We start from the raw sequence: 24,615 nt of genomic DNA on the forward strand, positions 1-24,615 counted from the left end.
ACCCGGACCCCGTGGTCACACCCCCAGCTTCCGTTTGAGGATCTTGCCCATGTCGTTGCGGGGCAGTGCGTCCACCACGTGCAGGCGGCGGGGGCGCTTGTGCGGGGCCAGCCGCGAGGCCACGAGTTCCGCCAGCTCCTCCAGAGTCGGCGGTACCGGGCCGGTCGCGACGATCCAGGCGACCACGCGTTCGCCCAGGTCCGGATCGGGCTCCCCGGTGACGGCCGCCTCCGCCACCCCCGGGTGGTCCAGCAGCGTGTTCTCGATCTCCCCGGCGCCGATCTTGTACCCGCCGCTCTTGACGAGGTCGGTGCTCCGGCGGCCCACCAGCCGCACCCGCCCCTCGGCGTCGCGCACGGCCATGTCGCCGGTCCGGAACCAGGTGCCGTCCATCGCCTCGGCGGTGGCCTCGGGCCGGTTGAGGTAGCCGCTGAACAGGTTCGGGCCGCGCACCTGGACCTCACCGATCTCCTCGGTGCCGAGCCCCAGTTCCGCGCCGTCGTCGTCGACCAGGCGCAGCTCCACCCCGTCCAGCGCGACGCCCACGGTGCCGTGCCCGGACGGGTCCCCCGGACGCACGCTGGTGTTCATGAGGGTCTCGGTCATCCCGTACCGCTCCACCACCCTCTGTCCGGTGGCGGAGGTCAGCCTCTCGTGATCGGGCAGCGGCAGCGCGGCCGAGCCGGAGACGAGCAGCCGCGCCCGGGACAGCCCCTCGGCCAGGGCGGGGTCGTCCTCCACGGCCAGCGCGAGCCGGTGGTACATGGTCGGGACACCGAACACCATGGTCGCCCGCGCCGTGAGGGCCCGGGTGAGCTCCTTGGTGTCGAACCGGCCCAGGTGGATCAGGTCGGCGCCCAGGCGCAGCGGCCCGAGCACGCCCAGGACCAGGCCGTGCACGTGGAACAGGGGCAGGGCGTGCACCAAGACGTCCTCGCCGGTCCAGGCCCAGGTCCGGGCGAGGGAGTCCAGGGTCGCGGCCACCGCGCGCCGGGAGAGGAGCACCCCCTTGGGCGGCCCGGTGGTCCCGGACGTGTAGACGACCAGGGCGGTGGCCTCGTCGTCCACCTCGCGGGTGAACGGAGGCGTGCCGGGGCCGGGGGCGGCGTCCACCTCCAGTCGGGGCAGCGCTCCCAGGGCCTCCGGGGTCCGCTCGCCGGGCGCGTGGAGCAGGAGTTCGGGGGCGCTGTCGTCGATCACGTGCCGCAGCTCCTGGTCGCCGGAGCGCGGGTTCAGCGGGACCACCGGTACCCCGGCCAGGAGCGCGGCGGTCACCGCGACGCAGGTCTCGAGGGTGGGGGTCGCCCACACCGCCACCCGGCCGTCCCGGGGGAGTCGGGCGGCGAGCCGTGACGCCGCTCCGGAGAGCTCCTCGTAGGAGAGCGCGCGTTCGCCGAAGGTCAGGGCGGGGCGGCCGTCTGGCTCGGAGACGTAGGGGAGCACGGGGGCGCCTTTCCGTGAGAAGGGGCTGGCCGGGGGGCGGGAGGTAGTCAGCACGAGCGTACGCTCCCTCTCGCAGGGCCCACTCCTTTCCGGAACTGAAGCCTGCCGCAAGAGCCAACACGCTGTGGTGAACTGCCAACGAGGATTCGGTTTTCCCAGAGGAAGAGGAGCAGGAACGGCGATCTCCAGCACTCCTGGGAACTGGACGTCCACCCCTTCTACCGGGACGGCGCGTTCATCGTCGCCCGGTTCGAGGCCACCCACGAGGGAGTCACCGTCCCCTCCACGACCAACCCCTTCGGTATCGGGTCGTACTTCGAGTTCAGCGCCTTCGACCCCGCCACCGGGACCGTCCACACACAGGCCTTCGACGGCGAGGACCCGGCCTTCATCGAGCGAGTGGGATCGCCCCTGTGGCCCGCCGCCACCTCCCCCGGGTCCCACCCAGTACGGCTACCTCCACCTGACCGCGCCCCCGGTGGAGACCACCGAGCTCACGTTCGACGCGGGGCCGTTCGGGATCCCGATCGAGGAGTGACGGCGGGCCCGGCCCGGGGACCGGTGCCCGCCCGGGACCGACCGGTCACCGCACCCGTGTCAGCCCCGCGCGACGGCGGCGAAGTGCGCCATCATCCGGTCGTGGTCGGGCACCATGCCCGTGATCAGCTCCAACGCCTGGGCGGCCTGGAACACCGCCATGCCGCCGCCGTCCAGAGTGGCGCACCCGATCCCCTCGGCCTCGGCGAGCAGCGCGGTGCGCAACGGCCGGTAGACCACGTCGGCCACCCACAGGTGCGGGCGCAGGAGCTCCGGGGACACGGGAGGAGCCGGGTGCTGGGCCATCCCGGCCGGGGTGGCGTTCACCAGCCCGTCCGCCCGGGTGAGCAGGCCGCCGACCTCAGAGGGAGGGGCCGCCTCGCAACGATGCCCCGGAAAGCGTTCCGCCAGGTCCCGGACGAGTCCGCTGGCCCGGTCCTGGTCGGTGTCCACCACCGACAGGTCCCGAACACCGGCGGTCATCAGGGCGTGGGCCACCGCCGCACCGGCCCCGCCCGCGCCCAGGAGGACCACCCTCTCCCTCGGCACGGTGGGCAGCCCGAGTTCCAGGGAGCGGGCGAAGGCCGACCAGTCCGTGTTGTGCCCGACCGCGCGTTCACCGTCGAACACCACGGTGTTCACCGCTCCCAGCGCGGCGGCGTCGGGGGTGAGTTCGTCCAGGTGGGGCAGGACCAGCTGCTTGCAGGGGTGGGTGATGTTCAGCCCGTCGAACCCGTAACGCGGGGCCGAGCGCACGAGTTCGCCGACCGACGACGCCGGCAGGTCCCAGGCGTCGAGGTCGATCCTGCGGTAGACCAGGCGGCGCCCGAGTTCGGCGGCCTCCGTCTCGTGCATGGCCGGGGTCAGGGAGGGGCCGATCCCCGAACCGATCAGCCCGACCAGGAAGGAGGGGACGTCCTGGGTGGGGGAGAGCGCTCGAACGCTCCCGCCGTCGCTCGTCCGGCCCGTCACGTCCACTGCTCCGAACGCTGCGCGGCCCGGTGCGCGGCCATCCGCACCGCTGTGTTCGCCGCCCCGTACCCCTCGTACCCGTTCACTCGCTGTACGACCTCGAAGAACAACCGGCCGCCCAGCAGGGGTGTGTAGAGGTGCCAGAACTCGCCCGCGCCGTCGGTGTCGTGGAGGATGCCCAGGCCGCGCATGAGCGCGAGCCGGGCCGGTGACAGGTCCGACCTGGCCGCGAGGTCGTCGTAGTGGTTGTCGGGGACCCGGATCGGAGGCTCCCCGGCGGCCACCATCGTACGGGCGACCGCGACGATGTCGTCACAGGCCAGGGCGATGTGCTGCGATCCGCCGGTGGCGTCGGCCTGCGGTCCGCGTCCCAGCACGGACACGTTCAGCGCGATGCGCGGTCCCGACCCCGGGTCCGGCCTGGTCAGGACGCGGCTCCGGACCAGCCCGTCGGGAGAGGACAGGTCGGTGTTCTCCGACGGGGAGAGCCCGAACAGGGTCCGGTAGAACAGCGAGGCCTCGTCGAAGTGGTCGAACGGCTGGTACAGGCCGATGTGGTCGATGCCGGTGAGCGGGGTCGGCGCACCCTCGTTTCGGTCGCCGACCGCGGGCGCGGAGAAGTCCTCCGTCCAGTCCGCCCCGCCGGACGCCTCGGGCGGGCACAGGAAGACGGCGGTCCCGTCGGGCGCGGCGACGGCACGTATCCGCGCCTCCGAGGGGTCACGGCGGCGGGACAGGGCGGGAGCCGAGAGGGCCTCGGCCCTGGCCGCCGCCCGGGCCGGATCGGGGACCTCGACGCCGAGCGCCGTCACGGCGGCGTCGCCGGTCCAGGTGTGTCCGAGCCGGGGGTCGGCGGAGTTGAGCAGGATCCGCGTGTGGCCGTGCTCCCACAGCTCGACGGGTTTGGACCGGTGGTCGCGGGTGTGCGCGAACCCCAGCGCCGACAGCACGGAGCGGGTACGCCCTGCGGCCGGATCAGCTGCCGCGATCTCGACGAACGCAAGGTCCTCGGGTGGCACGAGGTCCGGGAGCCGGGTCAGGTGAACGGCGCCGTCGCGGTGCCGGTCCGTGAGCTGCCCGGGGTCGACGGGCTCCCGTGTCCGGGCCACCGTGTCCTCGAGGGCGGACAGCGAACGCAGGGCGTCCGCTGCCGTCCGGTCCGGGTCGGAGGCGCGGAAGACGTCGTTGAACACCTCCAGGGACAGCGGTCCCCGGTAGCCCGCGGCGATCACGTGGCCGGTGAACGCCGCCAGGTCGAAGCCGCCCTGCCCGGGGAAACAGCGGTGGTGGCGGCTCCACTGGAGCACGTCCATGTCCATGGGCGGAGCGTCGGCCAGCTGGAGGAAGAGGATCTTCTCCGAGGGGATGTCCCGGATGCCCGAGGGGTCGTCACCCCTGGAGAGGATGTGGAAGCTGTCCAGGCACAGGCCGAGTGAGGGGTGGTCGGCCGCCTCGACGATCCGCCACGAGTGCTCGTAGGTCGAGACGCGCCGCCCCCAGGCGAGCGCCTCGTAGGCGACGCGCACCCCGTAGGGCTCGGCGGTCTCGGCGAGGGCACGCAGCTGGGCGGCGGCCAGAGCGTCGTCGTCGATCGCCGAGGCGGTCGCGTTGGAGCAGACCAGCAGGGTGTCCACCCCGAGTTCGACCATGAGCGCGAACTTGGCCTCCGCGCGCCTCAGGTTGGCCGCCAGCCGGGTGTCGTCCACGCCCTCGAAGTCGCGGAAGGGCTGGTAGAGGTCGATGGTCAGGCCGAGTTCCCCGGCCAGGGCGCGGATCTCACGGGGGGCCAGGGGGGAGGCGAGGAGGTCGTTCTCGAAGATCTCCACGCCGTCGAAGCCGACCTTGGCGGCCGCGCTCAGTTTCTCTTCCAGGGTTCCGCTGAGGGAGACCGTGGCGATGGATCGCCGCATGTCCTTCAGACTCCGTTTCCGTTCGCGGGGCGGGGTGTGCTCACGCCGCACCGGTGTCGGGCCGGTGCGGAGGTGGAGTGGAACGGGCCGGCGGCGTCGCGCGCCCACCGGCCCGTGCGGTCAGGCGGACTCCCGGAAGGCCTCGTAGAGCTCCAGTGCCTCGCCCTCGAGCGTGGACAGGAAGTGCTCGTGGACCTGGGTGCGGAAGGCCTCCACGTCCACGTCGTCGACGACCTCCATCGCGCCGCTGGCCTCCCACTCGGCGAGGACCTCGGCCTCCGCCTCCTCGATGCAGGCGCGGTTCTTCTCCCGGACCTCGCTGACCGCCTCCTGGAGCACCTCCTGCTGCCCCTCGGAGAGCCGGTCCCAGGTCTGACCGGAGACCACGATCATCTGGGAGCCGATCTGGTGCCCGGTGAGGCTGACATGGGACTGCACCTCGGAGTAGTTGTCGGCGGCGACGGTCGCGATCGGGTTCTCCTGGCCGTCCACGGTTCCCTGCTGGAGGGCCATGTAGACCTCCTCGAAGGCGACCGTCGTGGGACTGGCGCCCATCGCCTCGGCGTTGGCGAGGTAGATGGGGGAGTCGGGGAACCGCATACGCAGCCCGGAGAGGTCGGCGGGGGTGCGGATCGGCTGGTTGGCGGTGAAGTGCCGGTCCCCGAAGTACCAGACGTCGAGGATCTTCGCCCCGGTGGCCTCCTCGAACCCCTGCTTCGTGGCCTCGGCGGCCTCCGAGTCGAAGAAGGAGAACATGTGGTCGGCGTCGTCGAAGGCGTACGCCGCGTCGAAGACCCCGATCGGCTGGTGGGCGGAACCCAGCGCCGCCGAGCCCTGGACGTCCATGTCGATGTCGCCGGACATCACCGACGCGAAGGTCTCGGTGTTGTCGCCGAGCTGGCTCCCCGGGAAGGTGTCCACGCGGAAGCCCGCGTCGGCGTCGGCCACGTGCTCGGCCACCAGGTCGATGCCGCAGCTGGTGTGCGGGTGGTCCTCGGTGTAGCTGTTGGAGAAGGTCAGGACGGGGCCGTCGGTGTCGTCGCCCGCACCGCAGGCGGTGAGGACGAGGGCGGCCGCTGGCAGGAGCGCGGCGACGCGGAGACCGGTGTTCATGGTGGGACCTTTCGGTGGAGCGCGGGGAGCGGGTGGGGTCGGGGAGTCGTGGGCGGCGAGGTCCGGTGGACGGTCGCTACAGGCCGAGCTGGCCGGGGAGGAAGAGGACGAGTTCGGGGGCCACGGTGAGCAGTCCCAGCACCGCCAGGAGGGGGATCAGGAACGGCGCCGTACCCCGGAACACCTCGTGCATGGGGGTGCGTGTGGCCGACCCCAGGACGAAGAGGACGCCGCCGATGGGTGGCGTGAGCAGGCCGATCATCAGGTTCACTATGGCGATCACACCGAAGTGGACCGGGTCGACGCCGAACTGCACGGCGATCGGCAGGAGGACCGGCACCGTGATGACCAGAGCCGCGATGGGTTCCAGGATGGTGCCGATCAGGATGAGCGCCACGTTCACCAGCAGGAGGAACACGACGGGGCTGTCCGTGAAGCCGAGCAGGAACGAGGCGATGTCCTGCGGCACCCGCTCGCGGGCCAGTACCCAGCCCAGGAGCCCCGACGCGGCGAGGATCAGGGTGATCGACGCCGCCGTGGTGGCGGTCTCGACGGCGATACTCCACAGGGAACGCAGGGTCAGGCGCCGGTAGCAGAACCCGAGCACGAGGACGTAGGCGACGCCGACGGCGGCCGCCTCGGTCGGTGTGAACAGGCCGCTGAGGATGCCCCCGAGCAGCAGCACCGGTGCTCCCAGGGGGCCGACGACGCGCAGGGCGGCGGACCGGAACTCGCCGGGTGCCGAGCGCCGTCCGGCGAGTTGGGGCTGCTTGCGGCTCCACACGAAGACGTACAGCGCGAGGCCGCCCGCGATCAGCAGGGCCGGGACCACGGCGGCGGCGAACAGCGCGGCCGTGGAGACCGCCGCCACCGAGGCGTAGACGATCGCGGGGATGCTCGGCGGCATCACCGGGCTGATCAGGCTGGAGGAGGCGGTCAGTCCCAGGGCGAAACGCCGGGGGTACCCCCGGCTGGTCATGGCCGGGACGAGCATCTTGCCCATGCCCGCGACATCGGCCAGGGCGGTGCCGCTGATCCACGAGAAACCGACGCTGACGCCGATGTTCACGTAGCCCAGACTGGCGCGCACTCGGCCGAACAGCACCTGGGCGAAGGCGAAGATGCGGTCCGCGATCCCCGTGTGGTTGGCGACCACTCCCAGCAGGATGAACAACGGGACCGCGAGCAGGGGGAAGCTGTTGACCTCCTGGGCGGCGGTGCGCAGGCTCAGACCCGTCGACTGGTCCGTGACGACCATGTAGAGCAGGGTCGGGCCGAGGATCGCGAAGGCCACGGGGACCCGCAGCAACAGGAGTACGAGAATGCCGGTGACGACCAGCGCGGCGCTCATTCGGCACGCTCCTCGGGGGCGGTCTCCAGGGCCGGGGGCGCGGGAAGCAGGGTGTTGGCCAGGGCGCGCAGCGCGGCCAGGGACAGCCCGACCATGGGGATGACGTAGGTCCAGGACAGGGGGACGTTGAGGGCGGGTGTGGTCTGCGGGGAACCGCCGAAGACGAGTTCGGCGGCCTCGAACACGAACCCGACGGCGACCGCCGCGACGACGAGGTTGGCCAGGACCCACACTCCGCGCAGGACCCGGCCGCGGGCCACGTGGTCGACGAGCTTCAGGGTGATGTGCTCGTCCCGGCCCACCAGGTATCCGACCAGGGAGAAGGTCAGCCACACGAGACCGAACCGGGCCAGTTCGCCGGTCCAGACCCAGCCGGAGACCGGCAGGTGGCGCTGGGTCGCCTGGACGAGCATCAGCGTGAAGATCAGGGTGAGCAGGAGGGCGCCGACGACGAGTTCGGCCCTCTCCAGGCAGCGGACCACCGTCCGCGCGGGACTCGGGGGCCCGGTGTCGTTCGGTTCGGGGGGTTGGGTCATCCCAGTCGGCTCCAGTCGGGAGTACACGGCTTTTGCGCTGATCAGCGGCCGTGGACGTGGTGGGTGTCACACTTTTGTGAACTCTAGGTTTCCGTTCACATCAGTGGCAAGCGATTGCCAAAAGTTGTCACAACCCGGTAGGAAGGGGGCGAGATGAAGACTCCCAGGCGCACGACCATCTACGACGTCGCGGCCGAGGCCGGTGTGGCCGCCTCCACGGTCTCCCGGACCTTCGGCAACCCCCGCCGGGTGAACGCGACCACGCGCGACCACGTGCTGCGGGTCGCCGAACGGCTCGGGTACCGGCCCAACCCCCTGGCCACGGCCCTGCAGTCCGGGCACAAGGCGACCATCGCGATGCTGGTCCCCGACATCACCAATCCACACTTCTTCGGCACGATCCGGGGCGCGGAACGGCGTGCCAGCGAGGCGGGCGTCACCTTCATCCTCGGCAACACCGAGGAGTCGGCGGCCAACGAACGCAACCAGATCGAACGGCTGGACCACTCGGTGGACGGCTTCGTGCTGGCGGCCAGCCGTATGAGCGACGAGACGACCGTGGGGATCTCGCAGAGCCACAACCTGGCACTGGTCAACCGCGAGGTCGACGGCCTTCCCGGCGTGGTGGTCGACAGCGGACCGGGGAGCTGGCAGATCGTCGAGCACCTGGCCTCGTTGGGGCACCGGTCGATCGTCTACCTCTCCGGCCCGCACCAGTCCTGGCTCGCCAACGAACGGTGGAAGGCGCTGAGGGCGGCAGCGGAGCGGCGCGGGCTCGCCGTCGCCCGCCTGGGCCCGTTCCCACCCAGGGTCAGCGGCGGCGGAGCCGCCGCCGACGCCGCCCTGGTGTCCGGGGCGACCGCTCTGGTGGCCCACAACGACCTGCTCGCCATCGGTGTCCTGCGTCGCCTCTCCGAACGCGGGGTCGCGGTTCCCGGAGAGGCCAGCGTGGTCGGCTACGACGACATCTTCGGCGCCGACCTGTGTGTTCCCGCCCTGACCACCCTCGCCGGTCCCGAGGACGAGGCGGGCCGGGTGGCGGTGGAGCTCCTGCTGAGGAAGGGGTCGCTCTCCACCGCGCACCCCGCCCCGCAGCGGGTGGTCCTGCCCACCCATCTCGTGATCCGCGACTCCACGGGCCCCGCCGCCCGCTGAGGCCCCTGGCGGGAAGCCGCCACCACCAACGGACCCCGATCCGAACGTGGAGCCGGGAGACGGGTCGGCCCGGGGGCCCGCGCCGTCACGCGCGGGCCCCCGGGCCTCGGGGGGCTGCCCCGCCGTGCGACGGGGTGGAGCAACGACCCAGAGCGTGTTCGGCGGACACACGCCCCGCCGGGCGTCGCCCCAGCGGCACCGGCACGGCGTTCTGGTCAGCCGACAGCCACACCCGGGCCGACCCCCGCTGTGCGACACCGCGGAGCTCGTGGAGCGGCGCACAGGAGGGCGCTCCCGCTTCGGGCCTGTGCCAGCAGCACCGGATGCACCGCTCGCCACGGCAGCATCCACCGAACAACGCCCCTAGTGGGCGATGCCGCTCAGTTCGTTGGGGGCCTCGTCCAGGGTCACCGAGCCGGTGACCTCACCGGAGGCCAGGTCCACCGCGTGCACCTGGTTGGTGGACGGGTCGCTCACGTAGGCGGTGCCACCGCGCACGAACAGCGCGGGCCGGGGGTCCTGCCACTCCAGCGGCTCCTCCCAGGAGTCCATCAGCTCGATGCTCCGGGTGAGCTCGCCCGAGTCGGGGTCGATCTCGTGCAGGGAGCCGTCGGTTCCCAGCACCAGGGCCTCACCGGCCGGGCCCCGGCCCAGGGACCGGAAGGTGTAGCTGGAGGGCAGGTCGACCAGCTCCAGGTCGCCCTCGGCGGTGTCGACCAGGGCGATCGACTCGGGGCGCTCCAGTTCGGCGTCCGGGTCGGTCTTGTAGTCGCCCAGGATGACGGGCGACTCCTCGGAACCGGCCTGGTTGCCGATCCGCCCGTAGTCGTCGGGGCTCTCGACCTTGGTGAACGCGCCGTCCTGGTAGATCAGCACGCCGTCCTGGCACCCGATGGCCACGGCCCCGCCCTGGGCCGCGCTCTCCCCGTGCACGCCCGGGCACTCCTCGCTGCGGGCGATCTCCTCCCCGTCGGCGTCCAGGACCAGGGCGCCCACGCGCTCCTCCTCGTTGCCGAGGGTGAGCAGGAGTTCACCCTCGTCCAGCTCGACCGCCACGCCGTGGTGGGCCTCTTCGGCGGTGTGGACGTCGGTCTCCTCGGGCAGGCCCGAGCCCAGCGCGTCGGTGTCGAAGGCCGTGACCTCGCCGGTGCCGTCGGCGAACAGGACGGTCCGGCCGCCGTGGCGCACCACGTGACCGGGGGTGTCGGCCGGGAAGAGGGTGTCGGTGAGCTCCGCGCCGGCCGCGTCGAGGACCTGGAAGCCCTCGGAGGTGGAGACGAACACGTGGCGGTCGTCCCCCGCGGGGTTGACGCGGTTGAAGCCCTCCATCTCGATGTCGGCGACCACTTCGAGGGACTCGCCGTCCAGGACGTACAGGCCGCCGTCGTAGGTGGTGACGAGGGGCTCCGTCGCCACGGCCTCGGCCGGGGCCGCCTCCTCGTCGGCGCTCGCGGCGCCGTCGTCGGAGCCGGTTCCGCAGGCGGTCAGGAGGAGACCGGCGGACAGCAGAGCGGGCAGGGCCGCCGCTCGGGTGGTTCGGTTGGGGCGCATGCTTCTTCTCTCTCAGGGATGGGTGTTGGTGCGGGGGGTGACTGGGGGGTGGTCGGAAGGCGGGCTCAGTCGTCGCGGAGCCCGGCGGTGATGGCCTCGGTGTTGGCGCGCATCATCTCCAGGTAGGTCTCGGCGCCCCCGCCCTCGCGGCTCAGGGACTCGGAGTGGAGCGGGATCACCTCGATCTCCACCCCGGCCTCCTCGGCCATGACGGTGGCCAGCCGGTCGGGCTGGGAGGAATCGGCGAAGACGGCGGAGACACCGGCCTCGGCCACGGCGTCGGAGAGGTCCTTGAGGTCGGAGGTGCTGGGCGAGGCCAGGGTGGTCCCACTGGGGATCACGGCTCCGATGACCTCGAAGCCGTAGCGGTCGGCGAGGTAGCCGAAGACGTGGTGGTTGGTCACGAGCCTGCGGCTCTCGGCGGGCAGGGCGGCGAACTCCTCGCCCATCCACGCGTCGAGCTCGTCCACCTCGGCCGCGTAGGCCTCGGCGTTGGCGCGCACGGTGTCGGCGTCGACCCCGTCGACCTCCTCGATCACTCGCTCGGCGATGAGGTCCACGGCCAGGCCGACCCGAGCCGGGTCGGTCCAGAAGTGCGGGTCGGGCTCGCCCTCGCTCTCGTCAGACGTGTACGGCAGCGGATCGACTTCCGCGCCGACCTCCAGGGCGGGTACCCCGGCCTCCTCGGCGGCGGCCACGTTGCGGGCGACCCCCTCCTCCAGGCCGAGGCCGTTGTGCACGACGAGGTCGGCGTTCTCCAGGGTCGCGGCCTCGCGTGCGGAGATCGCGAAGGAGTGCGGGTCGGTGTCGGGCGGCATCAGCACGGTGACCGGTGCCTCGTCGCCGACGATCCGTGCCGTGACGTCGCCGAGGATGTTGGTGGTCACCACGATCCCCGTGCCCTCCTCCTCCGAGGAACAGGAGGCCAGGGTCAGGGTGAGCGTGGCGGCCGCGAGGGCGGCGAGGGGACGTCGGGGGAGCATGGCGTTCACCGTCCGGTCTGGATCATCAGGTGCGGCGCGATCCCCGGTTCGAGGGTGCGGGCCACACGCAGGTCGTCGGCGTAGTCGATCTCGTGCACGACCCCGGCTGCGGGGTCGCTGACGTAGGCGCGGGAGGTGTCCGCCAGGAGGGCTGGCGGCAGCTCGGGATCCACGGTGTCCAGCAGGGCGGTGGACGCCTCCTCCTCCCCGGTCTCCGGGTCGAGGGAGTGCAGGGTCCCGTCATCGGTCAGGACCAGGAGCGGCCCCTCCTCGCCGACCGCCGTCGCCGCCACGGCTCCGGGCCGGTCGTGGGAACGCCACTCGCCCTCGGCCAGATCCAGGACCCACACGGTGTCGTCGGCGGGAAGCGCGGCCAGGACGGCGGAGCCGGAACGGTGGAGGAAGGGGCCGCCGCGTTCCTCACCCGGGTGGGAGAGGGTCGAGGCGGTCAGTTCGCCGTCCTCCTCGGTGACGTGGAGCGTGCCCTCGGCACAGTCGATCACCAGACCTCGGCGGGTGACGGCCGCGCCGTCCGGTTCGGTGCAGGTCGCGTCCGGGGTCGCCTGCGGGGCTCCGTCGCGGTCGAGCACGCGGACCGTCCCGTCGTCGTCCACGGTGACCAGAGCCCCCTGGTAGGGGAGGACGATGGCCCCCTCGTCGAGCGCGATGTCGGCGGTGGCGACCGTCCCGTCCTCCAGTTCCGCCCTGTCCAGCAGCAGCGACGCCCCCGGGCCAGCAGTGACCGACGTCAGCGCGGTGTCGGTGACGACCTGAGCGGGGCCGGGGAGGTTCAGGGAACCGACGTGTCCGGAGCCGGTCCGGTAGTAGTGGTTGTGGTCGCCGTGGTCCACGGTCCACACACCGCTGTCGAAGACCTCGGTGGTCCCGTCATCGGACGAACTCAGGTAGGCGAAGCGGCCGTCGCCCACGACGCCGTCCACCTCGGGGACCTCGCCCAGCTCCGTGACCTCTTCGGTGAGCAGGTCCAGGAGCCGCACCTGGCCGGTGTCGGTGTCGGCGAGGACCAGCCGGAGCTGTGGCTCGGCGGTCTCCTCGGCCCCCTCGACGTACCCGTGGGGTGTCTCCTCATCGGAGGGCTCGGGTTCGGCGGCGCCGCCGGAGCAGCCACCTGCGAGCAGGGTGACCAGGGCCGCCGCTCCCAGGGCGGCGGTGCGGTGTCGACGGTTCACGGTGTCACCGTTCCTTCCAGGGTGGTGGGCAGAGGCGCGGGGTCGGCGGAGCGCTCCTCGGTCGGGGGGTGTCGCCTGGCGAAGCCGCGTGATCGCAGGGCGGAGGCCAGGGCCGAGACGAAGAAGAAGGCCACCGCCGTGGCCGCGATGCTCGCCCCGGCCGCCGTCTCCCAGTGCCAGGAGACGAGCAGTCCGACGTAGGTGGCGACGCCGCCCAACAGTGCGGCGGTGAGCATGATCCCCGGGATGCTCCTGGCCCAGAGCAGCGCGGTGGCGGGCGGGGCGATGAGCAGCCCGAACACCAGCAGCGTGCCGACCACGTGGAACGAGGCGACCACGGCGAGGGTGACCAGGCCCAACAGGGCGGCGTGCGCGAAGCGCGGCGCCAGACCCAGGGTGTGCGCCTTGCGGTGGTCGAAGGCCAGCGCGACGAACGCCCGGTGGCCGACGACCGCGACCACCAGTGCTGCGGCGAGGGAGAGACCCAGGTGGAGCAGGTCCCGTTCCCGCACGCCCAGGACGTCGCCGAAGAGGAACGCGGTGAGGTCGACCGCGAACGACGCCGAGTGCGAGACCAGGATCACGCCCACCGAGAGCATCCCCACGAACAACAGGCCGATGCTCGTGTCCTGGGACAACCGGGGGGAGCGGCTCAGCGCGGTGACCCCGGCGGCCATGGCCCCCGCCGCCAGCGCTGCGCCCACGAACAGGCTCTGCCCGAACAGGGCGGCCAGGGCGACCCCGGGCAGCATGCCGTGCGACATCGCGTCCCCGAGGAAGGCCATGCCCCGCAGGACCACCCAGGTGCCGGCGATCGCGCAGACGGCCGAGACCAGGAGGCCCGCCCAGAGCGCACGCTGGACGAAGGTGACCCCGAAGGGTTCGATCAGTGCTTCCATGATGGGACACTCTACAGCGATAACCATTATCGTTTTCACATCGGGTCGGGTCGGGCGAACCCGGACACACGAGAAGCGGGGGTCACCAGCGATGAGGATCGACAACCTGTACGCGGGCTACGGGGGGACGGACGTCCTCCGGGGGGTCACCGCCGAGATCCCCGAAGGGGCGGTCACCGCCCTGGTGGGGGCCAACGGCGCGGGCAAGTCCACCCTGCTCGGGGTGCTGGCGGGCACGGTCCCGCCCCGGAGCGGAACGGTGGTCCCGGCGGACACCCGCCGCCCCGCCTTCGTCGTCCAGCGCAGCGCGGTACCGGACGCCCTGCCGCTCACCGTGCGCGCCACGGTGGCCATGGGGCGCTGGGCGCACCGGGGCTGGTGGCGTCCGCTCACCCGCCACGACCGGGCGGTGGTCGACCGCTGCCTGGAGCGCACCGGGGTCGCGGACCTGGCCCACCGGAGACTGGGGGAGCTCTCCGGAGGGCAGCGCCAACGCGCCCTGATCGCCCAGGGGCTGGCGCAGGAGGCGGGCCTGTTGCTGCTGGACGAACCCTCGGCCGGGCTGGACCACCGATCCATGGGCCGGGTCCGGGAACTGGTCTCCGAGGTCGCGTCCGAGGGGGTCACCGTGGTGCACGCCACCCACTTCGCCGAGGAGGCGCGGGACGCCGACCACGTCCTCACCCTGGAGGCGGGCCGCGTGGCCCCGACCGGAACCGCGGTGTGACGCGTCCGACAGGGGGCTGAGGCCGGGCAGCCCCTGGTTTGGTCCTCGCGGGGTGGCCCCGCATAACCTGTGTGACGTGGTCAGACAAGACAGGGCGTCGCACCGTGGGGCGGTGCGCGAGCGTGCGGACGCGGTGGAGAACCGCAGCCTTCCCTCCTACGGTGCGGGGGAGATCGACGTCCCCTACGTGGTTCACGGCACCGACGAGGTGATCGCGCGCGACACCTACTGGGAGGAGCACTCGCACCCCACGCACGAGCTGCTCTGGAACCTGCGCGGCGCCTCGACCGCCACCACCGGGACGCGTGTGTGGACCATCACACCGTCGGTCGGCCTGTGGATCCCGGCCGGAACCCCCCACTCCGGGTGGACCCCGGCGGGGACCTGGCACCACGCGGCCCAGTTCAGCGTGCACGCGGTCCCGGCCATCGCGGACACCACCGTCGCGGTGGAGGTCACCCCGCTCCTGCGGCTCCTGCTCGAACGGCTCAACACCGACGGGCTGGGCCCTGGGTCACGTGCCAGGACCGAGGCCGTGGTGCTCGACCTGCTGGCCCCGGCCCCGGTCGAGCTGCTGCTGAAGATCCCCGAGTCCCCGCTGCTGGAGCCCATCGTCGCGGCCGTGCGCGACGACCCCGCCGACGACACGACCCTGGCCTCGTGGGCCGCGCGGCTCGGCGTGAGCACCCGAACCATCACGCGGGCGTTCCGAGCCCAGACCGGGCTCGGGTTCAGCCAGTGGTCGGCAGCCGCGCGCGTGCAGCACGCGATCACCCTGCTCTCCCTGGGGGAGGAGATCGAGGAGGTGGCGGAGAGGGTCGGCTACCACTCGGCGAGCGCGTTCGGCACGGTTTTTCGGAGGGTGACGGGCATGAGTCCCGGGCGGTTCCGCGTCCAGTGACAGTGACCCCATGTCCGTTTCGCGAGGTTCCTTGTCCCTTTCGAGCGATTGCGAACCAACTGAGTGCACCCTAAATTCGGTTAGGCAAACCTAACTCCCGGTTTCCGGGGTTGGTCACCACCGGAAGGACACCATGACCCGCGCCCCACGGCTGGCCGCGATCGCCACCGCCGCACTCATCCCCCTCACCCTCGCCGCGTGCTCCTCCTCGCCCTCCGGGGAGAGCGACGCCGCCTCCGGCGACTGGACCCCCGTCACCGTCGAGCACGCCCTCGGAACGACCACCATCGACTCCGAGCCGGAACGGGTCGCCACGGTCAACTGGGCCAACCACGAGGTCCCGCTCGCCCTGGGCGTCGTCCCGGTCGGCATGGCCGCTGCCACCTTCGGTGACGACGACGACAACGGCGTGCTCCCGTGGGTCGAGGAGAAGCTCGAGGAACTGGACGCCGAGACCCCCGTCCTCTTCGACGAGACCGACGGCATCGACTTCGAGGCCGTCGCCGACACCCAGCCCGACGTCATCCTCGCCGCGTACTCCGGGCTGACCCAGGAGGACTACGACACCCTCAGCGAGATCGCCCCCGTCGTCGCCTACCCGGAGACCGCCTGGGGCACCTCCTGGCGCGACACCATCGAGCTCAACAGCGCCGCCATCGGCAGGGCCGACGAGGGCACCGAGCTCATCGCTGACCTGGAGGCCGAGATCGACGCCGCGGTCGCGGAGTACCCGCAGATCGAGGGCGCGGCGGCGATGTTCATGACGCACGTCGACACCACCGACCTCAGCGAGGTCAGCTTCTACACCACCCACGACACCCGCGCGCTGTTCTTCGAGGACATCGGGATGGTCACCCCCGAGAGCGTCGCCACCGCCTCCGCCGAGACCGACCAGTTCTCCCTCACGCACAGCGCCGAGCAGGCCGACGCCTTCGACGACGTCGAGGTCATCGTCACCTACGGCGGCGAGGAGCTGGTGGAGGCCCTGGAGGGCGACCCGCTGCTGTCCCAGATGCCCGCCGTCGAGAACTCCGCCGTGGTGAACCTGCCCGGCGACAGCCCGCTCGGCACCGCCGCGAACCCGACCCCGCTGTCGATCTCGTGGATCCTCGACGACTACCTGTCGCTCCTGGCCGAGGCCGCTGACGGGGCGCAGTGATCACCCAACAGTCACCCACCGACGTGGGGACCGCGGTCGCGCGGTCCCCGCGCCGGGGCCGGCCCCTCTGGCTCCTCGTGGTCCTCGCCGTCCTGCTGGGCCTGATGTTCCTCTCGGTCTCGGTCGGCTCCCGCGACGTCCAGTGGGCCGACATCGTGGCGGCCTTCGGCGGATCGGCCGAGGGCTTCAACGAGGCCGCCGTGGCCAAGCGCATCCCGCGAACCCTGCTCGCCGTGCTCGTCGGCGCGGCGCTCGGGGTCTCCGGCGCGGTCATGCAGGGCGTGACCCGCAACCCGCTGGCCGACCCCGGCATCCTCGGCGTGAACATGGGCGCCTCGCTGGCCGTCGTCATCGGCATGGCCTACTTCGGCCTGGCCACGGCCACCGGTTTCATCTGGGCCGGAATCGTCGGCGCCGCCGTCACGGCCCTGTTCGTGCACGTCATCGGCTCCTTGGGTCGGGGAGGCGCGAGCCCGCTGAAGCTGGCGCTGGCCGGTGCGGCCACCTCCGCCGCGCTGTCCTCGTTCATCAGCGCCGTCGTGCTGCCCCGCAACGACATCGCCGACGGGGTCCGCTCCTGGCAGATCGGCGGCGTGGGCGGCGGCACGTTCGCGGCCATCTCCCACGTGCTGCCCTTCCTGGTGGTCGGGTTCGTCGTCTGCCTCCTCTCGGCTCGGGGCCTCAACCTCCTGGCACTGGGCGACGACCTCGCCGCGGGCCTGGGCGAACGCGTCGCGATCTCGCGGGTCACCGCTTCGGTCGGCTCCGTCGTGCTGTGCGGCGCCAGCACCGCCGTCACCGGCCCGATCGGGTTCGTCGGCCTCGTGATCCCCCACGTGTGCCGCCTGCTCGTGGGGGTCGACCACCGCTGGCTGCTGCCGTTCTCGGCCCTGACCGGCGCCGCGCTGCTGACCGCCGCCGACGTGGTCGGGCGCGTCGTGGCCCGCCCGGGACAGATCGATGTGGGGATCGTGACCGCGCTGGTCGGTGCCCCCTTCTTCATCTACATCGTCCGACGTCAGAAGGTTCGTTCCCTGTGACCACCTCCACCGTCGAGACCGTCACGCGCGGTCGTGCGCGCCGGGCGCGCCGACGGCACACCGTGATCGTCATCCTCGCCGCCCTGCTCGTGGTCGGCTTCGCCGTCACCCTGATGGTGGGACAGACCTTCTACCCGCCCGGCGACGTCGCCCGAGTGGTCCTCGGACAGGACGTCCCCGGCGCCTCGTTCACGGTCGGGCGGCTTCGCCTGCCACGAGCCGTGCTCGCGATCACCGCCGGGGCGTGCTTCGGGCTCGCCGGAGTCACCTTCCAGACCATGCTGCGCAACCCCCTGGCCAGCCCGGACATCATCGGTATCAGCGCCGGGGCGAGCGCGGCGGCGACCTTCGCGATCGTGGTGCTCTCCCTGGACGGGGCCGGGGTGTCCGTCTTCGCGATCGTCGCCGGACTCGGCGTGGCCATGGTCATCTACCTGCTGTCGTACAAGGACGGGGTCTCGGGCACCCGGCTCATCCTCATCGGCATCGGCGTCGCGGCCATGCTCCACAGCATCACCTCCTACATCCTGGACCGCGCGGCCACCTGGGACCACCAGGAGGCGATGCGCTGGCTCACCGGCAGCCTCAACGGCGCCGGATGGGGAGCGACCGTGCCGGTCGTCATCGCGCTGGTGCTCATCGCCCCGGTGCTCCTGGGACAGGCCGGGAACCTGTCCGCGCTCCAGTTGGGCGACGACACCGCCTCGGCCCTGGGTGTCCGGGTGGACCGGACCCGCCTCCTGGCGGTGGTCGGAGCGGTCGGGCTCATCGCCTTCGCCACCGCCGCGGCCGGACCGATCGCCTTCGTGGCCTTCCTGTCCGGGCCGATCGCCGCCCGGCTGGTGGGCTCGGACGGCTCTCTGCTCGTGCCCTCCGCCCTGGTCGGCGCACTCCTGGTCCTGGTCGCCGACTTCTGCGGCCAGTTCGCCTTCGGGACCCGGTTCCCGGTCGGGGTCGTCACCGGCGTGCTCGGCGCCCCCTACCTCGTCTACCTCATCATTCGCAGCAACCGCGTGGGAGGCTCCCTGTGACCACGGACCACTCGCTCCTCGTCGAGGAACTGACGCTCGGGTACAAGGACCGCGACGTCATCGACTCCCTGGACCTGGCCGTGCCGCCCGGCCGGATCACCGCCATCGTCGGCGCCAACGCGTGCGGCAAGTCCACCCTGCTGCGTTCCATGTCGCGGTTGCTGGCTCCACGTTCGGGCCGTGTCCTGCTCGACGGCCGGGAGGTCCACCGCACGCCGCCCAAGGAGGTCGCGCGGACGCTGGGTCTGCTCCCGCAGTCGCCGGTCGCCCCGGAGGGCATCACCGTGAGCGACCTGGTGGGCCGGGGCCGCCACCCCCACCAGCGCATGTTCACGCGCTGGAGCGGGAAGGACGACGAGGCGGTGGCCGAGGCGCTGGAGGCCACGGGGACCGTGGAACTCGCCGACCGGCCCGTGGACGAGCTCTCCGGCGGGCAGCGCCAGCGGGTGTGGATCGCCATGGCGCTGGCCCAGCGCACGGACCTGCTCCTGTTGGACGAGCCGACCACGTTCCTGGACGTCAGCCACCAGGTGGAGGTCCTGGACCTGCTCACCGACCTCAACGCCTCGCGCGGAACCACCATCGTGCTGGTCCTGCACGACCTCAACCTGGCGGCTCGCTACGCCGACCACCTCATCGCGCTCGCCGAGGGCGGGCTCCACGCGGCGGGCCAGCCGGAGCGAGTGCTCACCCCGGAGACGGTGCGGGCGGTGTTCGGGATGGAGAGCCAGATCATCACCGACCCCACCTCGGGGAAGCCGCTGATGCTCCCCATCGGCAGGCACCACCGGGCGGCCGGGGGAGTGACGGGTGCTGCACGGGTTGACAGAACCGCGATGTGAGTGTGTACTCACACCCATGAGTCCGAAAGATGGCGGCGGCCGTTCCACGGCGGAGGCGCGCCGGTCCCTGATCCTGGGGCACGCGGTGACCGCCTTCGCCAAGGGCGGCTACCGCGCGACGCCGGTGACCGACATCGCCGACGCCGCCGGGATCTCCCAGGCCTACGTCTTCCGCCTGTTCGGCAGCAAACTGGGGCTGTTCACGGCGACGCTGGAGCTGTGCTTCGAGCGCATCGAGCAGGCCCTGCGCGAAGGGGCGGAGGGTTCCCTCGGGGGTTCGGCCGCCCAGGTCCTGGAGGGGATGGGCGACGCGTATGCCGCGCTGATCGCCGACCGCGACCTGATCATGCTCCAGGTGCACGCCCAGAGCGCCACCGACGTCCCCGAGATCCGCGAGGCCGTCAGGAAGGGGTACGCCTCGGCGGTGACCCTCGCGCACTCGCTTTCCGGGGGGACCCGGGACCAGGTCCAGCACTTCTTCGCCATGGGCCTGATGTGCCACCTGATCACCGCCCTCGACCTGGACGCGGTGGACGCCCCGTGGGCGCGCACCCTGGCCAACGGCATGACCCATCCCCCCCGCCCCGCGGGGTGACGTGGGCCAGAACGGCCCGTCCCCCGGCGCCCTCCTGAACCGTCCCCTCCTCGCTCGTGTCCGCTGTGGGAGCGGGCACTCTTGCGATCCGAGCTTGTGAGTGAGTGCTCACACGGCACCGAGTGAGGCCGTCCCGATAACGGTGCCGGGACGGCCCCGGGGCCGTCGTCCTCAGCCCCCGACGAATTCCGCAAGGTGCTGGCCGGTGAGCGTGGAGCGGTCGGCGACGATCTCCGCCGGGGTGCCCTCGAAGACCACCCGCCCACCGTCCTGGCCCGCACCCGGGCCGAGGTCGATGATCCAGTCGGCGTGCGCCATCACCGACTGGTGGTGCTCGATCACGACCACCGACTTCCCGGACTCCACCAGCCGGTCCAGCAGGGCCAGTAGGTGCCCGACATCGGCCAGGTGCAGGCCGGTGGTCGGCTCGTCCAGGACGTACACTCCGCCCCGGTCCGCCATGTGGACGGCGAGCTTGAGCCGCTGGCGCTCGCCGCCGGACAGCGTGGTGAGCGGCTGGCCCAGACTCAGGTAGCCCAGCCCCACGTCCGTCAGCCGCTCCAGGATCCGGTGCGCCGCGGGGGTCCGCGCCTCGCCCTCGGCGAAGAACGCCGTCGCCTCCGACACCGACATCGAGAGCACCTCGCTGATGTCGAGCCCGCCCAGGCGGTACTCCAGCACGGAGGTGTCGAACCGTCTGCCGTCGCACTCCTCGCAGGTGGAGGCGATGCTGGCCATGAACCCGAGATCGGTGTAGACCACCCCGATCCCCTTGCAGACCGGGCAGGCGCCCTCGGAGTTGGCGCTGAACAGCGCGGGCTTGACCCCGTTGGCCTTGGCGAACGCCTTGCGCACCGGTTCGAGCAGCCCGGTGTAGGTCGCCGGGTTGCTGCGCCGCGAACCACGGATGGGGCTCTGGTCGACGGCCACCACGCCCGCCTCCACGGCGGAGGCCCCCTCGACCAGCGACCCCTGGACGAGTGAGCTCTTGCCCGAACCGGCCACCCCGGTGACGACGGTGAGCACCCCCAAGGGGACGTCCACGTCCACGTCGCGCAGGTTGTGCGTGGCGGCGCCCCTGATCTCGAAGCGGCCGGTGGGGACGCGCACCCTCTCCTTGAGGGCGGCCCGGTCGTCGAGGTGGCGGCCGGTGGTGGTGTCGCTGGTGCGCAGTCCTCCCACGGTCCCCTCGAAGCACACGGTGCCGCCCGCCGAGCCGGCGCCGGGCCCGAGGTCCACGACGTGGTCGGCGATCGCGATGGTGTCCGGCTCGTGCTCCACGACCAGCACCGTGTTGCCCTTGTCGCGCAGCCGGAGCAGCAGCCGGTTCATCCGCTCGACGTCGTGCGGGTGCAGACCGGCCGTGGGTTCGTCGAAGACGTACGTGGTGTCGGTCAGAGAGGACCCCAGGTGACGGATCATCTTGGTGCGCTGGGCCTCGCCGCCCGACAGCGTTCCGGCCGCGCGGTCCAGGGACAGGTAGCCCAGCCCGATCTCCACGAACGAGTCCAGCGTCCGTCGCAGGGCCGACAGCAGGGGAGCGGCGGACGGCTCGTCCAGGTCACGCACCCACTCCGCGAGGTCGCTGATCTGCATCGCGCAGACCTCGGCGATGTTCACGCCCCCGATCCTCGACGACCGGGCCGCCTCACTGAGTCGGGTCCCGCCGCACACGGGGCAGTCGGTGAAGGTCACCGCGCGCTCCACGAACTCCCGGATGTGCGGCTGCATCGCCTCCTTGTCCTTGGACAGGAACGACTTGCGGAGCTTGGGGATCAGACCCTCTAAGGTCAGGTTCGACTTCTCGACCTTCACCTTGACCGGCTCGTGGTACAGGAAGTCCCGCTTCTCCTGCTCGGTGTAGTCGCGGATCGGCTTGTCCGGGTCGAAGAACCCCGACGCCTTGTAGGTCCGTACCGTCCACCAGTCGTCCGACTTCCAGCCGGGGATGGTGAACGCCCCCTCCGACAGCGACTTGGAGTCGTCGTAGAGCTCGCGCAGGTCGAAGTCGGTGACCTTGCCCCGGCCCTCGCAGTTGACGCACATACCGCCGGTGCGGGTGAAGGTCTGCTTCACCGTCTTGCGATCGCCGCGCTCCACCGTGATGGCGCCGCTGGCCCTGACCGAGGCGACGTTGAAGGAGAACGCGTGCGGGGAGCCGATGTGCGGCTGCCCCAGGCGGCTGAACAGGATGCGCAGCATCGCGTTGGCGTCGGTGGCCGTGCCCACCGTGGAGCGGGGGTCGGCGCCCAGGCGCTCCTGGTCCACGATGATGGCGGTGGTCAACCCGTCGAGGACGTCCACGTCGGGCCGGGGCATCGACGGCATGAAGCCCTGCGCGAAGCTGCTGTAGGTCTCGTTGATCATCCGCTGTGACTCGGCGGCGATCGTGCTGAAGACCAGAGAGGTCTTGCCCGAACCGGAGACCCCGGTGAACACCGTCAGGCGGCGTTTGGGGATCTCGACGCTGACGTCCCGGAGGTTGTTCTCCCGGGCGCCGTGCACCCGGATCAGTTCGTGTCCGTCGGCCGGGTGCGGGGCGTCCGGGCGCTGCCCGGTCAACGGTCCTCCTTGATCCGCACCAGGTTTCCGGCCGGGTCGCGGAAGGCGCAGTCGCGGACGCCGTACGGCTGGTCGGTGGGCTCCTGGACGACTTCGGCGCCCCGGGCCACCATCTGTTCGAAGGCGGAGTCCAGGTCCGGGGTGGCCAGGTTCAGGAAGGCGTAGGTCCCCTTGGCCATCATCTCGGTGATGACCCGGCGCTCCTCGTCGGTGACGCCGGGATCGGACACCGGCGGCTCCAGGACCACCGAGGTGTCGGGTTGCCCCGCCGGTCCCACGGTGATCCAGCGCATCCCCTCGTACCCGACGTCGAGGCGGACCTCGAAGCCGAGGACGTCCCGGTAGAAGGCCAGGGAGGCCTCCGGGTCGGTGTGCGGCAGGAAACTGGCGTTGATCTTGATGTCCATGCTGGTCAGACTACGTCTGGCCGGGGCGCCGCGCTTCTTGATTCCTGATCGGTCTGGTGACCTGCCGGACCACGCACGAGGGCATGCCCTCCGCCTCGCCCACGGCCTGCTTTCGGTAGGCGCTGGGCGGCATACCGACCAGTTCGGTGAAGCGGGTGCTGAAGGTGCCCAGGGACGAACAACCGACCTCGAAGCACACGTCGGTGACGCTGAGGTCGCCGCGCCTCAGCAGAGCCATGGCGCGCTCGATGCGCCGGGTCATGAGGTACGAGTACGGCGAGTCGCCGTAGGCGCGCCTGAACTCGCGGCTGAGGTGTCCCGCGGACATGTGCGCGTCCCTGGCCAGCTGCTCGACGTTCAGCGGGCGCGCGTACTCCCGGTCGATCCGGTCCCGGACGCGGCGCAGGCGGGCGAGATCACTCAGGTGCTGCTCGGAGGTGGATCTACTGGTCACCCGACTCATCGTGCCACGACGGACCGACGGACTCCAGCGACCCGACGGCGACGGCGTTCGGAGCCGCCGAACCCGCCCCGGGAGGCGGCCGAACACGCTATCTTGCGAGTCGTAATCAAAACATCACTCAAAGTCACAGTGGTCGGGCGGGTCCGACCCCGAAGGAGGCAACCGATGCGAGCGGCCCTGATGTACGGCGCCGGTGACGTACGGGTGGAGGACGTTCCCGACCCGGAGCTCGTCGATCCCACCGACGCCCTCGTGCGCGTGGTGCGCACGTGCGTGTGCGGCAGCGACCTGCACGCCTACCGGGGTATGCCCGCCTCCCATGAGGGTGTCCGGGCCGGGCACGAGTTCGTCGGGGTGGTGGAGGAGACCGGATCAGAGGTGACCTGGGTCAGTCCCGGCGACCTCGTGGTGTCGCCGTTCTCCTACGCCGACCACACGTGCGGGCTGTGCCGGGAGGGCCTGCACACCTCGTGCGTGAACGGGGGGCTGATCAGCGGGGCGCAGGCGGAGGTGGTCCGCGTGCCCCAGGCACAGGGCACGCTCGTCCGGCTGCCGGTACGCGAGGAGTCCGCCCTGCTGCCCTCGCTGCTGACCCTGGCCGACGTCTACCCCACCGGACACCACGCCGCCCTGACCGCCGGGGTCGGTCCCGGCACCTCGGTCACCGTCGTCGGCGACGGCGCGGTGGGCCTGATGTCCGTGCTGGCCGCGCGGGGAAGGGGAGCCGAGAAGATCATCCTCATGGGCCGGCACAAGGACCGCACCGACCTCGGCCGCGAGTTCGGCGCCGTCGAGGTGGTCGCCGAGCGCGGCGCCGAGGGGGTGGAACTGGTCCGGGACCTGACCCGGGGCCAGGGCACCCACGTGGTGATCGAGGCCGTCGGCCACCTGGACGCCTACGAGACGGCGCTGGGCGTGGCCCGCCCCGGAGGAACCGTCAGCCGTGTGGGCCTGCCCCAGTACGAGCAGGGGCCGATCGGGATGTCGGCGATGTTCGCCGCCAACGTCACCCTCACCGGAGGACCCGCCCCCGTGCGCTCCTACATCGAGGAACTGCTCCCCGACATCCTGGAGGGCAACGTCCACCCGGGCCTGGTCTTCGACCACCCCACCGATCTCGACGGCGTCCCCGAGGGCTACCGGCTGATGGACCAGCGGGAGGTCCTCAAGGTGCTGGTCCAGCCCTGACGGCGCCCCGGCCCCGGGGAGCGTGTCGAGTCCCCGCGGGCCGCCGACGGGTGTCCGCCC

Annotated in this window: 22 protein-coding genes; 9 read left to right on the forward strand and 13 right to left on the reverse strand. The window is 71.7% G+C overall.

Translation table 11 applies throughout. The annotated features are described in order from the left end of the window. Positions 1–15: 15 nt before the first annotated feature. The 6 genes from D452_RS0126110 to D452_RS0126140 all read right to left on the reverse strand — a co-directional run bounded on the left by D452_RS0126110 (position 16) and on the right by D452_RS0126140 (position 7,862). Complete coding sequence (locus D452_RS0126110; protein ID WP_017547084.1) at positions 16–1,443, reverse strand: acyl-CoA synthetase; 1,428 nt, start codon at positions 1,441–1,443, stop codon at positions 16–18. Between the two features lie 597 nt (positions 1,444–2,040). Beyond that, positions 2,041–2,958, reverse strand: a complete 918-nt coding sequence (locus D452_RS0126120; RefSeq protein WP_017547086.1) for a shikimate dehydrogenase — start codon at positions 2,956–2,958, stop codon at positions 2,041–2,043. After that, positions 2,949–4,862 carry a bifunctional sugar phosphate isomerase/epimerase/4-hydroxyphenylpyruvate dioxygenase family protein gene (locus D452_RS0126125; protein ID WP_017547087.1) on the reverse strand — a complete coding sequence of 638 codons (1,914 nt, stop codon included), beginning with the start codon at positions 4,860–4,862 and terminating at the stop codon, positions 2,949–2,951. The genes D452_RS0126120 and D452_RS0126125 overlap by 10 nt, the downstream gene beginning before the upstream one ends. Positions 4,863–4,982: 120 nt before the next feature. After that, positions 4,983–5,975 (reverse strand): DctP family TRAP transporter solute-binding subunit, encoded by a 993-nt coding sequence (locus D452_RS0126130; protein WP_017547088.1) that lies wholly within the window; start codon positions 5,973–5,975, stop codon positions 4,983–4,985. 76 nt (positions 5,976–6,051) lie between these two features. After that, on the reverse strand, positions 6,052–7,326 hold the full coding sequence (locus tag D452_RS0126135) for a TRAP transporter large permease (RefSeq protein WP_017547089.1): 1,275 nt from the start codon (positions 7,324–7,326) through the stop codon (positions 6,052–6,054). Further along, positions 7,323–7,862, reverse strand: coding sequence for a TRAP transporter small permease (locus D452_RS0126140; RefSeq protein WP_017547090.1), 540 nt, complete (start codon positions 7,860–7,862; stop codon positions 7,323–7,325). Before D452_RS0126140 ends, D452_RS0126135 begins: the two co-directional genes overlap by 4 nt. Positions 7,863–8,015: 153 nt before the next feature. Between D452_RS0126140 and D452_RS0126145 the strand changes: the two genes are divergently transcribed. Then, positions 8,016–9,017, forward strand: coding sequence for a LacI family DNA-binding transcriptional regulator (locus tag D452_RS0126145; protein ID WP_017547091.1), 1,002 nt, complete (start codon positions 8,016–8,018; stop codon positions 9,015–9,017). A 363-nt stretch (positions 9,018–9,380) separates the two neighbouring features. On the opposite strand, the gene aztD is transcribed toward D452_RS0126145, so the two are convergent. From aztD to aztB, 4 genes are all read right to left on the reverse strand, one after another. Next, on the reverse strand, positions 9,381–10,568 hold the full coding sequence (gene aztD / locus D452_RS0126150; RefSeq protein ID WP_017547092.1) for a zinc metallochaperone AztD: 1,188 nt from the start codon (positions 10,566–10,568) through the stop codon (positions 9,381–9,383). A 65-nt stretch (positions 10,569–10,633) separates the two neighbouring features. Further along, the gene (aztC, locus tag D452_RS0126155; RefSeq protein ID WP_040694933.1) at positions 10,634–11,551 is read right to left on the reverse strand and encodes a zinc ABC transporter substrate-binding protein AztC; all 918 of its coding nucleotides are present in this window, start codon (positions 11,549–11,551) and stop codon (positions 10,634–10,636) included. A gap of 5 nt (positions 11,552–11,556) precedes the next feature. Further along, positions 11,557–12,741, reverse strand: a complete 1,185-nt coding sequence (locus D452_RS0126160; protein WP_017547094.1) for a hypothetical protein — start codon at positions 12,739–12,741, stop codon at positions 11,557–11,559. Beyond that, positions 12,738–13,640, reverse strand: a complete 903-nt coding sequence (aztB, locus tag D452_RS0126165) for a zinc ABC transporter permease AztB (RefSeq protein ID WP_017547095.1) — start codon at positions 13,638–13,640, stop codon at positions 12,738–12,740. The genes D452_RS0126160 and aztB overlap by 4 nt, the downstream gene beginning before the upstream one ends. 91 nt (positions 13,641–13,731) lie before the next feature. Between aztB and aztA the strand changes: the two genes are divergently transcribed. From aztA to D452_RS0126200, 7 genes are all read left to right on the forward strand, one after another. After that, a complete protein-coding gene (gene aztA, locus D452_RS0126170) occupies positions 13,732–14,367 on the forward strand; it encodes a zinc ABC transporter ATP-binding protein AztA (RefSeq protein WP_017547096.1) in 636 nt (211 codons plus the stop codon). Positions 14,368–14,479: 112 nt separating this feature from the next. Continuing rightward, positions 14,480–15,268 (forward strand): helix-turn-helix domain-containing protein, encoded by a 789-nt coding sequence (locus tag D452_RS0126175; RefSeq protein WP_017547097.1) that lies wholly within the window; start codon positions 14,480–14,482, stop codon positions 15,266–15,268. A 133-nt stretch (positions 15,269–15,401) separates the two neighbouring features. Next, positions 15,402–16,427 carry an iron-siderophore ABC transporter substrate-binding protein gene (locus D452_RS0126180; protein WP_017547098.1) on the forward strand — a complete coding sequence of 342 codons (1,026 nt, stop codon included), beginning with the start codon at positions 15,402–15,404 and terminating at the stop codon, positions 16,425–16,427. Continuing rightward, positions 16,424–17,467: a FecCD family ABC transporter permease gene (locus D452_RS0126185; protein WP_017547099.1), complete on the forward strand. Its 1,044-nt coding sequence runs from the start codon at positions 16,424–16,426 to the stop codon at positions 17,465–17,467. The genes D452_RS0126180 and D452_RS0126185 overlap by 4 nt, the downstream gene beginning before the upstream one ends. Then, a complete protein-coding gene (locus D452_RS0126190; protein ID WP_017547100.1) occupies positions 17,464–18,498 on the forward strand; it encodes a FecCD family ABC transporter permease in 1,035 nt (344 codons plus the stop codon). The genes D452_RS0126185 and D452_RS0126190 overlap by 4 nt, the downstream gene beginning before the upstream one ends. Continuing rightward, the gene (locus D452_RS0126195; protein WP_017547101.1) at positions 18,495–19,340 is read left to right on the forward strand and encodes an ABC transporter ATP-binding protein; all 846 of its coding nucleotides are present in this window, start codon (positions 18,495–18,497) and stop codon (positions 19,338–19,340) included. The genes D452_RS0126190 and D452_RS0126195 overlap by 4 nt, the downstream gene beginning before the upstream one ends. Positions 19,341–19,356: 16 nt before the next feature. After that, positions 19,357–19,935, forward strand: coding sequence for a TetR/AcrR family transcriptional regulator (locus tag D452_RS0126200; RefSeq protein ID WP_026129698.1), 579 nt, complete (start codon positions 19,357–19,359; stop codon positions 19,933–19,935). Positions 19,936–20,106: 171 nt separating this feature from the next. Here D452_RS0126200 and D452_RS0126205 read toward each other — a convergent pair whose 3' ends face one another. From D452_RS0126205 to D452_RS0126215, 3 genes are read right to left on the reverse strand one after another with little or no spacing between them, the layout of a single operon-like run. Next, complete coding sequence (locus D452_RS0126205) at positions 20,107–22,497, reverse strand: ATP-binding cassette domain-containing protein (RefSeq protein ID WP_017547103.1); 2,391 nt, start codon at positions 22,495–22,497, stop codon at positions 20,107–20,109. Beyond that, positions 22,494–22,904, reverse strand: a complete 411-nt coding sequence (locus tag D452_RS0126210) for a VOC family protein (RefSeq protein ID WP_017547104.1) — start codon at positions 22,902–22,904, stop codon at positions 22,494–22,496. Before D452_RS0126210 ends, D452_RS0126205 begins: the two co-directional genes overlap by 4 nt. A gap of 10 nt (positions 22,905–22,914) precedes the next feature. Beyond that, positions 22,915–23,367 (reverse strand): helix-turn-helix transcriptional regulator, encoded by a 453-nt coding sequence (locus D452_RS0126215; RefSeq protein ID WP_193374286.1) that lies wholly within the window; start codon positions 23,365–23,367, stop codon positions 22,915–22,917. A 165-nt stretch (positions 23,368–23,532) separates the two neighbouring features. Between D452_RS0126215 and D452_RS0126220 the strand changes: the two genes are divergently transcribed. Beyond that, positions 23,533–24,555: a zinc-binding dehydrogenase gene (locus tag D452_RS0126220; protein WP_017547106.1), complete on the forward strand. Its 1,023-nt coding sequence runs from the start codon at positions 23,533–23,535 to the stop codon at positions 24,553–24,555. Positions 24,556–24,615 lie beyond the last annotated feature (60 nt).

This window comes from Nocardiopsis prasina DSM 43845 (assembly GCF_000341265.1).
Classification (GTDB): domain Bacteria; phylum Actinomycetota; class Actinomycetes; order Streptosporangiales; family Streptosporangiaceae; genus Nocardiopsis; species Nocardiopsis prasina.

What these genes read in the sequence shown, in the direction of transcription:
- D452_RS0126125 (WP_017547087.1), bottom strand. Translation starts at nt 4,862, where the DNA reads ATGCGGCGATCCATCGCCACGGTCTCCCTCAGCGGAACCCTGGAAGAG.
- D452_RS0126130 (WP_017547088.1), bottom strand. Translation starts at nt 5,975, where the DNA reads ATGAACACCGGTCTCCGCGTCGCCGCGCTCCTGCCAGCGGCCGCCCTC.
- D452_RS0126135 (WP_017547089.1), bottom strand. Translation starts at nt 7,326, where the DNA reads ATGAGCGCCGCGCTGGTCGTCACCGGCATTCTCGTACTCCTGTTGCTG.
- D452_RS0126140 (WP_017547090.1), bottom strand. Translation starts at nt 7,862, where the DNA reads ATGACCCAACCCCCCGAACCGAACGACACCGGGCCCCCGAGTCCCGCG.
- D452_RS0126145 (WP_017547091.1), top strand. Translation starts at nt 8,016, where the DNA reads ATGAAGACTCCCAGGCGCACGACCATCTACGACGTCGCGGCCGAGGCC.
- aztD (WP_017547092.1), bottom strand. Translation starts at nt 10,568, where the DNA reads ATGCGCCCCAACCGAACCACCCGAGCGGCGGCCCTGCCCGCTCTGCTG.
- aztC (WP_040694933.1), bottom strand. Translation starts at nt 11,551, where the DNA reads ATGCTCCCCCGACGTCCCCTCGCCGCCCTCGCGGCCGCCACGCTCACC.
- aztB (WP_017547095.1), bottom strand. Translation starts at nt 13,640, where the DNA reads ATGGAAGCACTGATCGAACCCTTCGGGGTCACCTTCGTCCAGCGTGCG.
- aztA (WP_017547096.1), top strand. Translation starts at nt 13,732, where the DNA reads ATGAGGATCGACAACCTGTACGCGGGCTACGGGGGGACGGACGTCCTC.
- D452_RS0126180 (WP_017547098.1), top strand. Translation starts at nt 15,402, where the DNA reads ATGACCCGCGCCCCACGGCTGGCCGCGATCGCCACCGCCGCACTCATC.
- D452_RS0126200 (WP_026129698.1), top strand. Translation starts at nt 19,357, where the DNA reads ATGAGTCCGAAAGATGGCGGCGGCCGTTCCACGGCGGAGGCGCGCCGG.
- D452_RS0126210 (WP_017547104.1), bottom strand. Translation starts at nt 22,904, where the DNA reads ATGGACATCAAGATCAACGCCAGTTTCCTGCCGCACACCGACCCGGAG.
- D452_RS0126215 (WP_193374286.1), bottom strand. Translation starts at nt 23,367, where the DNA reads ATGAGTCGGGTGACCAGTAGATCCACCTCCGAGCAGCACCTGAGTGAT.
- D452_RS0126220 (WP_017547106.1), top strand. Translation starts at nt 23,533, where the DNA reads ATGCGAGCGGCCCTGATGTACGGCGCCGGTGACGTACGGGTGGAGGAC.